We start from the raw sequence: 15,661 nt of genomic DNA, 5'->3' as shown, positions 1-15,661 counted from the left end.
AATGCATTATTTGCTGCTATTTTTCAACTATTCGCCTGAAAAAAGGGCCGATATATGAGGTATCAGCCCTTAAAAGTTTCACTTATCATTCATTTTTATTGTAACCTTTAAAATTACTTTTCTATAATAGATATATCCTTACCAAACCATTTGTTTGATATTTCAGTTATCTTACCGTCTTTAGCCATTGCTTTTAGGGTGTCATTTACCTGTGTCATCAGTTTAACGTCACCTTTTCTGAAACCAATACCATACTCCTCAACAGCCAAAGATTCATCTATTATCCTATATTTCCCATTATTTATCTTAATCTGATACCTTGCTACTACTTCATCCATTACAACTCCGTCAGTATTACCAGTTTTCAGATCCATGAGACACAATGTGTTGTCCTTGAGTTCTACTACATCTTTAAGAGAACTTTTAAAATCTTTATTCTTATCTATTGCATCAGCAGCGCTTGATTGTGCCTGAAGTGAAACTGTCTTTCCTTTCAGGTCTGCCAGAGTGTTGTACTTTGAATCAGCCATTACAACAACCACCTGATTGTTTTTCATGTAAGGGTCTGAAAACAGTATATTTTGTTTTCTTTTTTCGCTAATAGAAAAACCATTCCATATACAATCTATGTTTCCAGTGTTCAATTCCTGGTCCTTTGAATCCCAGTTAATGGGCTGAAGTGTAAGTTTAACACCTAAACGTGCTGCAACTTCCTTTGCAAGGTCTATATCATATCCTACGATATTATTATCTTCATCTCTGAATCCCATAGGAGGAAAACTCTCATCCAAGCCCAGCACAAGCTCACCCTTTTCCTTTACCTTGTCCCATGACTGATCTACAGCCGCAGTGGTGCTTGAAGCAGTTGTGCTTTCACTAGCTGTACTTGAACTCTTTGAAGATTCTCCCGGAGTCCCGCAACCTGCAATTAAAAACGACAATGCCATCACGCTGACCAAAGCCTTGATTATCCTACCTTTTTTCACAAAAACCAATCCCTTCAAATAAATTAATGTTCTCTTTTTCTCTCTATTTCGATTTTCTTCTACATATTATTCTACTTCATAACTTTAATAAAGTAAAGTTATAAGTTAATAAATTTAATTTGGAATTTATTAACTGAAAATAAATTGCTAGGATATGTTGGGTTTGTACTGCATAGATTTAAATAGTAGATACTTGTCTTTCATTAAACGGTTAAGAGGTGAGTTTATTTGTCTAGAACCAAGTTCTTTAAAATAATAATGTGTTTCGGTTTAATAATTTGTATCCTTGCCGGGTCAACTGCAATATTATTAAGGGATAACACAGGTCAGGTATTATCGGTAAGTAACGAGGGCTACATAAAATGGGTTGAATATAATGTACCCTATGAAGCAATGGAAAAGGCATTAAGTATGGACGTAAAATCCCATGATAAACCTGTTCAACTTCACTGGGTTGAAATGCTTGCATATATTGCTACCAAATACGGCGGAAACTTCAAGAAGTATAAAGCAAAGGATTTGGACGAACTTGCCGACAAGCTAAATCAAGGTCATACAATGGAAGAACTCACTTCAAAAATGAAACACTATAACTATTTTTATCAGGCATATGATGCTATCCTTGGTAATTTTGTAGGTGAATACGACATTCAGGTAAAAGACCCTGATAACAGTGAAAAAAAAATCTGGCAGAAAAAGTACGGTTTAAAGGTCTTTTCCCCTATTGCCAAAGGATACAGTTTTAGTCATTACGACGATTTTGGTAACAGCCGTTCTTTTGGCTTTTCCAGAAAGCACTTGGGCAACGATCTCATGGGCTCTATAGGAACCCCTATTATAGCGGTGGAATCCGGTATTGTAGAGGTAATGGGCTGGAATATGTACGGAGGCTGGAGAATAGGTATCCGTAGTTTTGACCAGAAAAGATATTATTATTATGCACATTTAAGAAAAGACAGACCATTTCATGGGGATCTCTATGAGGGTAAGATTGTTAAAGCCGGAGATGTTATAGGATATCTTGGAATGACAGGTTACAGCACACGTGAAAATGTTAACAATATTACCACACCTCATCTTCATTTTGGTATGCAGCTTATTTTTGATGAATCCCAAAAAGAGAGTAATAATGAAATCTGGATTGATGTATACAACATTATAAACCTTCTTCAAAAAAATCGTTCGGCAGTAACAAAGGACGATGAGACCCGTGATTTTTACCGTACTTATGATATTATTGAGCCAAATATGAATTACCACTTTTAAAAGTTCAATATAAACTGGAGGCTTTTTATGTATGAATTGTTTAATAAAAGATTAATTAAATATATTCTACTTGTTTTAGCAGTTATTTTAATTCTAATACTACCTTTGACTCTTATTTTCTCTTCTGCAATCAGCGTTTTTGATGATGCACTTGAAGGCTTGGGAAAATATAACGGAATTAGATTACCCATAGTAATGTATCACGGGACAATTCCAAAATCCAAAGATTTAGGCAAATTTGTAATTACTCCCAAGGAGCTGGAAAGTGATATTAAATATCTTAAAGACCACGGATATACTTCTATAACAATGACTGACCTTATAAATTATGTATACAATGATGGGGAACTTCCTTCTAAGCCTGTTATGCTCACATTTGATGACGGATACTATAATAATTATATATATGCCACACCTATTCTCAAAAACTACAATATGAAAGCTGTAATATCTGTTGTTGGAGAGTTTACCGAAGCATCTACCAAAATACCCGAAAACAACGTTCAGTATTCCTACGTAACATGGGAGCAAATTAAAAATATGAATGACTCAGGTATCTATGAAATACAAAATCATACATATAATCTTCACAAATATAATAAAAACAGATTGGGAGCAAAAAAGAACAAGAACGAATCTATAGAAGCCTACAAGGACCTTTTATTATCGGATGTTGGTCTTCTTCAGCAAAAACTAAAGGAACTTGCAGGTGTTGAGCCAAATACCTTTACATATCCTTTTGGCTATATCTGCAATGATTCAATTCCTATTTTAAAGGAAATGGGTTTTAAGGCAACTTTGACTTGTGCTGAAGGTGTAAATATCATTAATAAAAATAAAAAAGATATTCTTTTCGGCTTAAAGAGAAAAAATCGACCTCATGGAGTTTCTACAGAAAGTTTCTTTAAAAACTTCTGCCCTTAGATACCTATCTCTTCAGTGGTGTATAATGATTGCGGGTAACAGTCACATCTAGATTTTATCTAATCTGCTTTTCCCGTTTGTTGGAATATAAAATCACTTTAACGCATGGACCTTCTTGGTTTATGCGTTTTTAATTTTATATAAATCTTTAACCATTTCAGGATTATGTCAATATACTGTATTAAGAGTTTGTATATAAATTAATACAAATGGCGGGAGGTGTCTATTTTGTCATACATAGTTGAAATTAAAAACATTGGAATGAATTATCAATCACCAAATGGTGAAATCCCTGCCATAGCTGACATCAGTATGAATATTTCCAAGGGGGAATTTATTTGCATTGTAGGACCCAGTGGCTGCGGCAAGTCGACGCTCTTATCGATTATAGCAGGACTTGTCAAACCCTCTTACGGCAAAATTGTCATAAATGGTGGTCTTAACAATGAATGTTTGCAGCAGGTAGGTTATATGCTTCAAAAGGATTTTCTCTTTGAATGGAGTACTATACTTGAGAATGTTATGCTGGGGCTTAATATTAAGAAAGCCCTTACCCCTGAAAACAAAGAATATGTTTATAATCTTCTTGATACATATGGACTCAGTGAGTTTAAAGATAAATATCCTTCTCAGCTGTCAGGCGGAATGCGGCAGCGTGCTGCCTTGATTAGAACCCTGGCCTTAAGACCCGAAATACTTCTTTTAGATGAAGCATTTTCTGCTTTGGATTACCAGACCAGACTAGCAGTAACAGAAGATATATATTATATTATCAAGAAAGAAAATAAAACTGCAATTATGGTTACCCATGACATAGCTGAAAGTATAAGTATGGCTGACAGAATTTTTGTTCTTACAGGGAGACCATCGTCTATAAAAAGTGAGCACAACATATCGTTAACCTGTAATGATGTAAGAACCCCTTTTAACAGCCGTGAAGCTCCAGAATTCAGACACTATTTTAATTTAATATGGAAGGAGCTAGATGTGCATGTTTAACCATAAACAAGAAAGGAATTTATCTCCGGAAAGGCTTGAGTATCTTAAATCCAGGAAGCGACGGAAAGTATCTGTCCTTGTGACACAAATAGTTATACTTGTAGTGTTTTTGGCACAGTGGGAGATACTTGCAAGGCTCAATATTGTAGACTCCTTTATTACAAGCCAACCGTCACGTATTGTTAATACCATAATCAATCTTTATAAAGAAGGGCAATTACTTCACCACATTGGTATTACATGCTTAGAAACCGTTGTAGGCTTTGCAGCCGGTACAGTGTTTGGTACGTTAATTGCTGTGGTACTTTGGTGGTCAGAGTTTTTATCAAAGGTCCTTGAACCGTATCTCGTGATTCTAAACAGCCTTCCAAAGATAGCTCTTGGACCTATTTTCATTGTTTGGTTCGGAGCAGGGACTACTTCAATTATCATTATTGCCCTTGCTATATCTATTATTGTATCTATTCTGGAGGTTCTCAATGGATTCATGGCAACCGACGAAGACCAGATAAAGCTGGTTAAAACCTTTGGTGCCAGCAGATTTCAGGTATTCACAAAAGTTGTTTTCCCTGCGAACCTTCCTGTAATAATCAACTCGTTAAAAGTAAATGTTGGTCTTTCATGGGTAGGGGTAATTGTTGGTGAATTTCTGGTTTCAAAATCAGGACTTGGTTATCTCATAGTATATGGCGGTCAGGTTTTCAAGCTAGACCTGGTTATGGCAAGCGTTATTATATTATGCATTGCTGCAGGTATCATGTATCAGGGTGTTGTTTTTCTTCAAAAAATTCTTATAAGAAAACATATCTGATATTAATCTAAGTTTAATAAAAGAAAGGGGAGTTATGTATGAAGAAATTAATTATTTTACTAGCTATATTGATATGCACTGTTTTTGTACTGCCATCCTGTGGTGGTAATGGTGGTCTAACTAAAGTAAAGTTAAGCGAAGTAACACATTCTGTCTTTTATGCTCCACAGTATGTTGCGTTGAATAAAGGTTTTTTTAAGGATGCAGGGTTGGAAATTGAGCTTCAGAACGGTCAAGGCGCCGACAAAGTTATGACAGCAGTTTTGTCAGGACAATGCGATATAGGCCTTGCAGGCCCCGAAGCAAGCATTTATGTATATAATGAGGGAAAAGCTGACTACGCGCAGGTTTTTGCCCAGGTAACTAAAAGAGACGGTTCCTTTCTTGTAGGAAGAAAACCCGAACCTGATTTTAAGTGGAGCGATCTTAAAGGTAAGAATATTATAGGTGGAAGAAAAGGCGGAGTTCCCGAAATGACTCTTGAGTATGTATTGAATAAAAATGGGCATGTTCCCGGAGTAGATGTAAATGTTGATACAAGTATACAGTTTGCGCTTATGGCAGGTGCATTTACCGGTGGTAAAGGCGACTATGTAACTTTGTTTGAACCTGTTGCATCATCTCTGGAGAAAGAAGGAAAAGGTTACATACTGGCTTCCTTAGGGCAAGAAAGCGGTGAAATACCTTACACAGCATATTTCGCCAAAAAAAGTTTTATTGAAAAAAATAAGGATGTAATTCAGAAGTTTACAGATGCTATTTACAAAGGCCAAGTATGGGTAGATACCCATTCTCCAAAAGAAATTGCGGAAGTGCTGAAACCTTCCTTTCCTGATACCGATACAGAGCTTTTGACGGTTGTAGCTGAAAGGTATAAGAAAATTGATGCTTGGTGTAAGGAACCATCAATGAAAAAGGAATCTTTCGAGCTGCTCCAGACTGTAATGAATAAGGCAGGAGAGCTAAAGGAAAAAGCCCCCTATGACAAGGTAGTTGTAAACACTTACGCCGACAAGGCAACTAAGTAGGTTTTATATAACAGGGGTTGTCACAAAAATTTTTCTGCTTTAACACCGTACTCCCGTATAAAATTGTATCAATGATTGCTTCCAAGATATTTGCAAGAGCTTCTGGCGGCTCAGCTTTGGATATTTTACCGTCGCTCACATTCATCGTCCATGATTCATGGTGTCGCTAAAATCCACATCGTGTAGGTTTTTCGGTAAAACATCCTTACTTCGCCGATAAACATCTGCAAATATCTTTAACCAAGCTTCCATTGATACGATTTGCACTTGCGTAATGTTAAAAAGATAAAAATTAATTTTGTGACAACCCCTATATTATACCGCTATTTTATTTATAAATTAGAATAGTGGAACAACTGCTCCCTTGTACTTTTCCTCTATAAATTTCTTAACCTTTTCACTTTTTAGCGCATCTACCAATGCTTTTATGTCCTCTCTGTTCTCGTCACCTTCACGTATAGCAAGTATATTTGCATATGTCTTTGCCGCTACAGAATCAGATTCCTCTTTGGCAAGAGCATCAGTTGCAACATTGAAACCTGCCTGTAATGCATAATTTCCGTTTATAACTGCCACATCCACATCAGGTAGAGTTCTTGCCAGCTGAGCTGCTTCCAGTTCTTTAATTTTAATATTCTTTGGGTTTTCCGTAATATCCTTAACTGTTGCCTTCAGCCCTGAATCAGGATTTACCTTTATCAGCCCGGCAGTTTCCAGAAGTAAAAGTGCTCTTGCTTCATTTGTAGTGTCGTTTGGAACTGCAATAGTTGCCCCCTCAGGAATAGCATCAAGTGACTTCACCTTTCCAGGATATATTCCCAATGGCTCGTAATGGATTTCTGCTGCAGATACTAATTGTGTATTGTTTTCTTCATTGAAATTTTCCATGTACGGCTTATGTTGGAAATAGTTTGCATCCAGAGTTTTGTCCTGTAATGCAAGATTGGGTTGGACAAAGTCAGTAAATTCTTTTATTTCAAGTTCATATCCTTTGTCCTTTAGCACACTTTGAATCTCTTTGAGTATCTCCGCATGTGGTGTAGGCGATGCTCCAACCACAAGTTTTTTAGACTGGGATCCGCAGCCTGACAATATACCTGAGACTGCAAATACCGTTGTTAGTAATAATGCAAGTAATTTTTTCTTCATTTTGCTACCTCCTTGTTTATATTAAATTAAAAATATATTAACTTTGTTTTCTCTTATCACGCTTTCTTGCTATTCCTGTTCCTACTTCCTGCGCTATCTGAACAATAATAACAAGCAGTGCAACAGTGATAAACATTATGTCATTTTGATACCTGTAAAGGCCATAGCGTATTGCAATATCACCTAGTCCTCCTCCACCCACTATTCCTGCCATTGCAGAGTAGCCGAGTATTGTTGTGGTTGCTATTGCCGCCCCTGTAATAAGGGATGGTACGGATTCAGGCAGCATTACCTTATAGATTATCTGAAACGGGCTACAGCCCATTGAAACAGCAGCTTCTATAACACCTTTATCAATCTCCTGAAGGGATGACTCCACAAGTCTTGCAATAAAAGGCGCTGCCGCTATTACAAGGGGTACTACGGTAGCAGTTGAGCCGATGGTACTTCCCACTAATAATCTTGTTAATGGCATTACGGCTATTAATAAAATTAGAAAAGGAATTGAACGAAGCAGGTTCACTATTACGTTCAGAACCTTGTTTAGCTTGGGCATAGGAAAAATTCCGCTGTTTTCGCTTGTAACAAGGAGTACTCCCATGGGAAGGCCTATCACATAGGCTGCTAATGTAGAAAACAATGTCATATAAACTGTTTCAAGAATACCTTTTCCAAGCATTAGCCATGTTGAACTATCCCACATGATCAAAAACCTCCTCTACTGCCAGATTTCTTTCTTTCAGGTAATTAATGATTTTTTCTGATGTCAGTGGGTCCTCTGGAAGTTGTATAACCATCTGTCCGAATGCTTTCCCCTCAATGTCACGCATATCCGCAAACATTATATTAACAGGTGCTCCGCAATCCAATATCATTCTGGCTATAACAGGCTCATAAGAAGAACTTCCATCAAATACTATTCTTAAGCAGCGGCTTCCTATTTTTCTTTCGTTTTTATTGCCATTTGGATAAACCAATCTTTGAGCTGCAGGTGTCTTAGGATGTGAGAAGACCTCTGATACCTTTCCCTGCTCTGCAATCCCACTTTTATCAATGATTGCCACATGTGAGCATATCTGTTCAACTACGCTCATTTCATGAGTAATTATTACTATGGTTATTCCCAGTCTACTGTTTATATCTTTTAGCAGTGAAAGGATTGATTTTGTTGTGTTTGGGTCAAGTGCAGATGTAGCCTCATCGCACAATAAAACTTTAGGGTTTGTTGATAATGCCCTGGCTATAGCAACTCTCTGTTTTTGTCCACCAGACAGTTGGGACGGATAAGCCTCGGCCTTGTCTGCCAAATCAACAAGGTTTAGCAACTCTTTTGCACGCTTTAAAGCATCTTTTTTATCTATACCTGATATTTCAAGAGGAAATGTTATGTTCTCTATTGCGGTACGCTGCATCAGTAGATTGAATTGTTGGAATATCATCCCCATAGACTGGCGAACCTTTCTCAATTCCTTTTCATTGAGGCTTGCCAAATCTACCCCATCTACTGCCACCCTTCCGCTTGTGGGCTTTTCAAGGTAGTTAATACACCTGACTAGAGTGCTTTTTCCTGCTCCACTCATTCCGATTATTCCAAAAATATCGCCTCGGTTTATTGTAAGATTTATATTTTCAAGAGCCTTAACCTCTCTTGTTTCTCCTGAAAATATTTTTGTTAATCCCTCTATCTCAATTACAGGCTTGCTGTCCATCATATATTCACCTACCTGTTAGTATATATACATACTATTCATATAATTCATATATGTATTCTATTGTTTTTATTTAGTATAATGTCTGTTTCTAATATTGTCAATGTTTATTTTAACTATTCTTATTGTATCATATTGGAATAAATGTGAATAAAAACTAAAAATATTGACACATTATAAAGTATGTGGTTCAATAAAACATATATAATTAGTATGAAATCGGAGGTAAATATGCGAATTTCTTCAAAAGGCAGATACGGTATGGCATCCATGATATGTGTTGCACAATTAGGCAAAAGCGGTGATTTTGTAACCGTAATAAGTATTTCAGAAAAACTTGGAATATCGAAAATATACCTTGAACAGGTATTTTCGCTTTTGAAAAGATCCAAGCTTGTTACTTCAGTCAAGGGGTCTCAGGGTGGTTATCAATTAGCTAAATCACCAGAAAAGATTACTGCTTATGATATCTTGCAAGCAGTTGAAATAAGTCTGTTTGAGAAGACCGAGCGTTCTGTTTCCCAGCAGGCTGAGGGGATTGAGAGCTCAATAACTAACCTGGTATGGAATAAAATTGATGAATCAATTTCCGAAGTCCTAAAGAATACTACACTTAGTGATCTTGTTGATGAAGCTGAAAGAAACCAGGAAGAAGATTCCTTTATGTTTTATATTTAAATTTGGTTTACTGCTGCAAAAATCCTGCTGTATATATTAATTATTGCAGCAGTGTACCAACATGTTCTTTATAACTTTAATCCTTCATTCATACTGCCTGTTCTATAACCTTTTAAATCTAAAGCAGTATACATAAAGCCTATTTTTTTGAATTCAGAATAAACCTTTTCTCTTATTTCGCTATCAATAAATTTAAGGAACTGTTCCTGTCCTACTTCTATTCTTGCTATATCACCATGGAACCTTACTCTCACCTGTTTAAAGCCCAAGTCCATAAGTAGCTGTTCCGCTCTGTCTATCATTCTAAGCCTTTGGTGAGTTATTTTCTCCCCATATGGAAATCTGGAGGAAAGGCATGCAAATGCAGGTTTATCCCATGTATTAAGGCCCATTTCCTTTGAAAGAAAACGTATTTCGTCCTTTGTAAGCAGAGCATCCTTTAGTGGGCTAAGGACACCATGTTCACTTACTGCCTTAAGTCCTGGACGGTAATCCCCAAGGTCATCATGGTTAGAGCCTTCCAGAATATATTTTACATTTTCTTCTTTTGCAACCGCCTGAATTTTATCATATAACTCGTTTTTACATAAATAGCATCGGTTAACCGGATTATCTGAAAATCCTTCAACATCCAGTTCCTCAGAATGGATTATCCTATGCCTTATACCGTAGCTTGCAGCAAATTCCTTTGCTTCATTCATTTCTCTTTCAGGATATGTAGAAGAATGTGCCGTTACTGCTACAACATCTTTTCCAAGTACATCAAATGCTACCTTTAATAAAAAGGAAGAATCCACACCGCCAGAAAAAGCTACAGCAGCACTTCCCAATGATTTTATGTTGGTTTTCAGAAAATCAAGTTTATCAAATACGCTCATAAATTCCTCCCAGAAGCCTTATTCCTAGTTATCCTATATAAATTATAATGATAATACAATAATCAATTATTTGTGTCAATTATTTCTTCCACTTGGCTAATGCATCGGCAAGAGCTGAATTTATACTTTGATTCTTATCCTGTTGCCTCATAAATTTTGCAACATCCTTTTTATCCACCTGTTGACTCTTACGCTTTTTAAATGCCTCCAGCTTCTCCCTGTATCCACATGAACAGTAGAAGGATTTATTCTCTCCCTCTCCCCTAATTTCCATCTTCTTGTGACATTCAGGACATCTTGCATTTGATATTAGGGTTACAGATTTTCTATAGCCACATTCTCTATCAGGGCAGATGTGCATTTTCCCCTTCTTGCCATTTACTTCTAAAAGGTATTTCCCACACTCGGGACATTTTTCCCTTATTACATTATCATGTTTAAACTGCTCCGAGCTTGCTATAACTGCTCCCACCAGTTTTTTTGCATAATTCTTCATTTCCCCTATAAATGCAGCTGAATTAACCTTTCCTTTACTTATTAAGGTAAGCTGCTGCTCCCACTTTGCTGTAAGCTCAGGAGATTTCAAGTCAGCCGGCACCAGAGAAATAAGTTGTGTTCCTTTTGATGTAGGATATATTTCCTTTCCTCTTCTTTCAATATAAAACGTATTAAAAAGCTTTTCGATAATATCTGCCCTAGTGGCAGGTGTACCAAGTCCGCTGCTACTTTCCAAAGCCTCCTTTAATTCTTTATTGTCAACAAACTTACCTGGACGTTCCATTGCTGAAAGTAAAGTTGCCTCGGTATATCTTGCAGGGGGCTTAGTTTTCCCGTTTATTGCTTTAGGTTCAATAACTTTTGCCTTGTGCCCTTTTTGAATATCCGGTAATGACTGGTCATTGTCATCTTCATCACTATCTTCATCAAGCTTTCCAAAACCGTCATATACAGTTTTCCAGCCAGATGACCTGACTATCTTTCCTTTTGCATAGAAGCTTTCTCCTGATATATTAAGCTTTACCGTAGTCTGTTCATATTCAAAAGGCTGGCTAAGTACTGCTATAAATCTCTTGACTATAAGGTCATATATATTTCTCTCTTCTGAATTTAAAGAGGACAAATCAACAAATTGCTCTGTTGGTATAATTGCATGGTGGTCTGAAACCTTACTGTTGTCCACAAACCTTTTTGTAACACTTATTTTGTTTCTCATAACCCCCTGCACAAGCTTTGCATATGGGCCTACTGCTATGCTTTTCAAGCGTTCATTCAAAGTTGGTACAATGTCATCTGTTATGTACCTTGAATCTGTTCTTGGGTACGTAACCAGCTTGTGTGACTCATAAAGGCGCTGCATTATGTTCAGGGTTTGTTTGGCTGAATATGAGAATTTTTTGTTTGCATCTCTTTGCAGCTCTGTCAGGTCATAGGCCAATGGAGGCAATTCTTTCTTGGTTTCTTTTTTCACCTCAACTACTTCACCCATTTGCCCTGTTATTTTTGCTACTATTCTATCTGCCTCTTCTTTGTTAAAAGTTCTGGTTTGGTTAGTTTTGCTATCCTGCCACTGAACCGTAAATCCGTTAAATTGTGCGGAAATAGTCCAGTAGTCTTTTGGTCTGAACTTACGAATTTCCTCTTCTCTTTCTACAATCATGGCAAGAGTAGGTGTCTGCACTCTTCCCGCTGACAACTGTGCATTGTATTTACAGGTCAATGCCCTTGTAACATTAAGTCCCACCAACCAGTCGGCTTCTGCCCTGCTTTGTGCCGAGTAATACAGGTTGTCATATTCTTTGGAAGGCCTTAATTTTGCAAAACCTTCTTTTATGGCTTTGTCTGTCTGTGAAGATATCCATAGACGTTTTATAGGCTTCTTAAACCCAGCCTTCATTATAATCCATCTGGCAACAAGTTCTCCTTCTCGCCCAGAATCAGTAGCTATAACAAGTTCATCAACATCCTTCCTGTTCAAAAGGCTTTTAACTATGCCATACTGTTTTGCAGTCTGCTTTATTACTACCAGTTCCATTTTGTTTGGAAGCATTGGCAGGTCTTCTAAATTCCATGTCTTGTACTTACTACCATAAGCCTCTGGGTCTGCAAGTGTAACAAGATGGCCCAAAGCCCAGGTTACTATATATTTTTTTCCCATTATATATCCATTGGCATTTTGTCCGCAGTTTAAAACTTTTGCCAAGTCTCTTGCCACCGAAGGTTTTTCTGCTAGTACTAATGTAAAACCCATATTAAACTATTCTCCTCGTATACCTATTTTATGGCTGTACTTTATCATTATATTATAAATAAATGTATGGTTTTATTCAATTCAGTTATAATCGATAGTCACATTTCAGTCAAATGCAATGGTAATTTTTTATTGATAAAAATCTGTATTTATGATATAATTTGTACATATATTGTATTTTATGTATATTATTGTCAATTATGTCTCAATACCATTATTATATTACTTTATATGTAATATATTGAATCGAGGTAATAAATATGGAATTGGAACTTCACAATCCACCCATAAATTGTTATTTACATCATGCCTATCCGCTAACAGTGGCAATGAGCCACAAAGATTTCAATGCTTGGTTTTATAGTAATTATATTCAATTGGAATATTTCATCAATGGTAATACTTTAAACTTCCTTACATACCCAATAAGCGGTTTCAGTAGCTTATGTCCTTTGCTAGATTATGAAAGGCTGGATTTAGAATTTATATACAAGTCCAATATAAATGTCATTGATCTTATAAAAAACAGTATAAGTCTCGGGTATTATGTAATGACATATACTGATGAATATTACATACCTGATAGAATATCCTACGAACGAAAAATACATTTCAGACACGAAATTATGATTTATGGCTTTGATTCAGATAAAAGTGTATTTAATGTAATAGGCTTTAATAAAGAGCTAAAATATAGTCCCTCATGTGTAAGTTTTTCTGAATTTGAAACAAGTTACTTAAATTCTATTAACAAAACCAATGATTTCATATTAATGAAAGCGAAAGATAGTAAATCATATAGACCATCATATGAATTTGATATCGTGAATGTTAAAAATCTATTAACTGATTATTTATTTTCTAAAAACACATCTGAAAACTTCCGCCTAATAGGTAAACCCAATAACGGTATATGCGGAATTTCAGTATATGATGAGTTAATAAAATATTACCAGAATATACTTAATGATGATTCTGGAAAAGTATGTGACATTAAACATTTTCATTTGCTTTATGAACATAAAAAAGCCATGGTATCTCGTCTAGAATATTTAGCAGAAAATAAGTACATCAATTCTAATAATGATATAACTTCCATATTTGGTGAATTAGAAAAGAAATCTTTAAACATGCGAAATATCATAATGAAATATAATTCTACTAAAAACAAAAAACATTTAAACTATATAATTGATTCTTTGCCTAAAATGTATCAAATTGAAAAAAAGGCAATAGAAGATTTATTGGGAGATTTATAAGTTAAATCTGTTTTAGCTTATCTTCATATTGCCCTTTAAAAAATTTAATGTAGACACATTTTTATTCTAGTGTAAAAGAAGCCAAACTTGCACTTCCTGACCCAGTATAGGTGAAATATAAAGCATTTACTCCGTCAGGTATCACAATATCAGCAGAATACTCTTTCCATATGTTAGAAAACTCCACTGGTATCTTTCCAAGAACCGCACCGTTCCAGGCAGTTTTTACTTCGAATTCGCCTATACAATAACCTCGAACCTTAATTTTTACTTTCTTGATACCCTTACAGTCAAAATACTTAAATCCGGCTGTAGCAGAATCCTTCATATTAGCAATATAGCCAATCTCTTCATCTCCATCTCTTCCGTCCTGGGTAATCTTAGGGAACTGATGATCCATCCATGCTCCGGTCCAGTCCGTATATATGGATTCCTCTTTGTAATACAGGTTACATGCCAGATAAGTAGGATATTCTCCACGTCCTACAAGCGGGCCTCCATTTGGGCCGCAAGAAGTCATTTCCACTTGTGGAATTGAGCCGTCTTCAAGAATAGAAATAGGCTCAATACAGCCTTGACGGCTGAAATTAGTTCCATTGGTATGTCTATGATAAAAAATGTACCACTGACCATTGATTTCGCAGATGCTTCCATGGTTGTTAGCACCATAAAACATAGGTTTTTCAGCCGGCTTGTAAGTGTCAATATGAAGATCACTGTTGCTCACAATTACTCCACCGTAAGTAAAACCTTTTGTGGGATATTTGCTGGTAGCATAACACAATTCATGGTAAACAATTGAGGAATAAATGAAATAATAGGTATCCCCTTTCTTGCGTATGGAAGGAGCTTCAAAGAACTCATGTCCTTCATATCCGCTACCTGCACTGTATGGTTCACTTGGTGCTATAAACACCGGATTTTCAATTATCGTAAGCATATCTGGACCAAGTACTGTTGCCATAGGCCCTTTCCTTGATTTATCACCTTTTCCGCAAAATCCGGTATAGAGATATGTTTTATCTCCTTCTGTCAATACTCCTGGATCAAATTGAGGCTGGTCTCCTTCTTTTTCACCCAGGCGTGTTCCATCGGAATAATGTACAAATCCATAAAATTCATACTTACCTGCAGGAGTATCACAAACTGCTACTGAAACAACGGATACTTTATCGAGTACATAGTATAGATAATAGCGTCCATCAGGCCCTTGAGTAACATCAGGAGCATAAAGACACGCACTCCCGTCAGGATTCTGAGGATCATCTGTCTTTTTATAAATCACACCTTCGTACCGCCAATCAGACAAATCATCTACTGGTGCCGACCAGCATACATAGTCATTTAAACAGTATGCATAACCGTTAAAACGATCATGAGAGCCGTAAGCATAGACTCTGCCATTGAAAACATGGGGTTCTGCGTCAGGAACATATTCCCATGACGGGAGATATGGGTTTACACCTTGCTTTTTTTCCATCATAATATTTACCTTCCTTTGCTATGATTTTTACTACTATTTATTTGCACTTTGTTATAACTATATATAACAACCGTACTACTCTAATTGATAATTTCAAATAACCCCAAAAGTATTTGGTATCTATTATCAATATGCAATACGTATAATATACACAGCTGTATCAATAAAATTGTAAAATATTGAATCATATAAAACAATGATTTATACTAATATAAAATTGATTTATTCTAAGATTGGAGAAAG

14 protein-coding genes are annotated in these 15,661 nt (G+C 36.3%); 7 read left to right on the top strand and 7 right to left on the bottom strand.

What is annotated here, in order from left to right; translation table 11 throughout:
- Positions 1–113: 113 nt before the first annotated feature.
- On the bottom strand, positions 114–986 hold the full coding sequence (locus K412_RS0111250) for an amino acid ABC transporter substrate-binding protein (RefSeq protein ID WP_024833206.1): 873 nt from the start codon (positions 984–986) through the stop codon (positions 114–116).
- Positions 987–1,214: 228 nt separating this feature from the next.
- Between K412_RS0111250 and K412_RS0111245 the strand changes: the two genes are divergently transcribed.
- The 5 genes from K412_RS0111245 to K412_RS0111225 all read left to right on the top strand — a co-directional run bounded on the left by K412_RS0111245 (position 1,215) and on the right by K412_RS0111225 (position 6,014).
- A complete protein-coding gene (locus K412_RS0111245; RefSeq protein ID WP_024833205.1) occupies positions 1,215–2,252 on the top strand; it encodes a M23 family metallopeptidase in 1,038 nt (345 codons plus the stop codon).
- 27 nt (positions 2,253–2,279) lie between these two features.
- Positions 2,280–3,176: a polysaccharide deacetylase family protein gene (locus K412_RS0111240; RefSeq protein ID WP_024833204.1), complete on the top strand. Its 897-nt coding sequence runs from the start codon at positions 2,280–2,282 to the stop codon at positions 3,174–3,176.
- Between the two features lie 228 nt (positions 3,177–3,404).
- Positions 3,405–4,175, top strand: a complete 771-nt coding sequence (locus tag K412_RS0111235; RefSeq protein ID WP_024833203.1) for an ABC transporter ATP-binding protein — start codon at positions 3,405–3,407, stop codon at positions 4,173–4,175.
- A complete protein-coding gene (locus tag K412_RS0111230; protein WP_024833202.1) occupies positions 4,168–4,986 on the top strand; it encodes an ABC transporter permease in 819 nt (272 codons plus the stop codon). The genes K412_RS0111235 and K412_RS0111230 overlap by 8 nt, the downstream gene beginning before the upstream one ends.
- Before the next feature lie 38 nt (positions 4,987–5,024).
- Positions 5,025–6,014, top strand: a complete 990-nt coding sequence (locus tag K412_RS0111225; RefSeq protein ID WP_024833201.1) for an ABC transporter substrate-binding protein — start codon at positions 5,025–5,027, stop codon at positions 6,012–6,014.
- Positions 6,015–6,353: 339 nt separating this feature from the next.
- Here K412_RS0111225 and K412_RS0111215 read toward each other — a convergent pair whose 3' ends face one another.
- From K412_RS0111215 to K412_RS0111205, 3 genes are read right to left on the bottom strand one after another with little or no spacing between them, the layout of a single operon-like run.
- On the bottom strand, positions 6,354–7,163 hold the full coding sequence (locus tag K412_RS0111215; RefSeq protein ID WP_024833200.1) for a MetQ/NlpA family ABC transporter substrate-binding protein: 810 nt from the start codon (positions 7,161–7,163) through the stop codon (positions 6,354–6,356).
- 37 nt (positions 7,164–7,200) lie between these two features.
- Positions 7,201–7,866: a methionine ABC transporter permease gene (locus tag K412_RS0111210; protein ID WP_024833199.1), complete on the bottom strand. Its 666-nt coding sequence runs from the start codon at positions 7,864–7,866 to the stop codon at positions 7,201–7,203.
- Positions 7,856–8,872: a methionine ABC transporter ATP-binding protein gene (locus tag K412_RS0111205; RefSeq protein ID WP_024833198.1), complete on the bottom strand. Its 1,017-nt coding sequence runs from the start codon at positions 8,870–8,872 to the stop codon at positions 7,856–7,858. The genes K412_RS0111210 and K412_RS0111205 overlap by 11 nt, the downstream gene beginning before the upstream one ends.
- 231 nt (positions 8,873–9,103) lie before the next feature.
- Between K412_RS0111205 and K412_RS0111200 the strand changes: the two genes are divergently transcribed.
- Positions 9,104–9,550: an RrF2 family transcriptional regulator gene (locus tag K412_RS0111200; protein WP_024833197.1), complete on the top strand. Its 447-nt coding sequence runs from the start codon at positions 9,104–9,106 to the stop codon at positions 9,548–9,550.
- Between the two features lie 68 nt (positions 9,551–9,618).
- On the opposite strand, the gene larE is transcribed toward K412_RS0111200, so the two are convergent.
- Together larE and K412_RS0111190 are read right to left on the bottom strand one after the other, a co-directional pair.
- Positions 9,619–10,428, bottom strand: a complete 810-nt coding sequence (gene larE, locus K412_RS0111195) for an ATP-dependent sacrificial sulfur transferase LarE (protein WP_024833196.1) — start codon at positions 10,426–10,428, stop codon at positions 9,619–9,621.
- Between the two features lie 79 nt (positions 10,429–10,507).
- On the bottom strand, positions 10,508–12,676 hold the full coding sequence (locus tag K412_RS0111190) for a DNA topoisomerase III (protein ID WP_024833195.1): 2,169 nt from the start codon (positions 12,674–12,676) through the stop codon (positions 10,508–10,510).
- 260 nt (positions 12,677–12,936) lie between these two features.
- On the opposite strand from K412_RS0111190, the gene K412_RS0111185 reads away from it, so the two are divergent.
- Positions 12,937–13,935 carry a hypothetical protein gene (locus K412_RS0111185; protein ID WP_024833194.1) on the top strand — a complete coding sequence of 333 codons (999 nt, stop codon included), beginning with the start codon at positions 12,937–12,939 and terminating at the stop codon, positions 13,933–13,935.
- Positions 13,936–13,996: 61 nt separating this feature from the next.
- Here the strand turns inward: K412_RS0111185 and K412_RS0111180 are convergent, their stop codons facing one another.
- Complete coding sequence (locus tag K412_RS0111180; protein ID WP_024833193.1) at positions 13,997–15,415, bottom strand: family 43 glycosylhydrolase; 1,419 nt, start codon at positions 15,413–15,415, stop codon at positions 13,997–13,999.
- Between the last annotated feature and the right edge of the window lie 246 nt (positions 15,416–15,661).

The sequence above is a fragment of the Ruminiclostridium josui JCM 17888 genome (assembly GCF_000526495.1).
In the GTDB taxonomy this organism is placed as follows: domain Bacteria; phylum Bacillota; class Clostridia; order Acetivibrionales; family DSM-1351; genus Ruminiclostridium; species Ruminiclostridium josui.
Note: the sequence above shows the minus strand (reverse complement) of the source record. Positions and strands in the feature narration are given on the sequence as shown.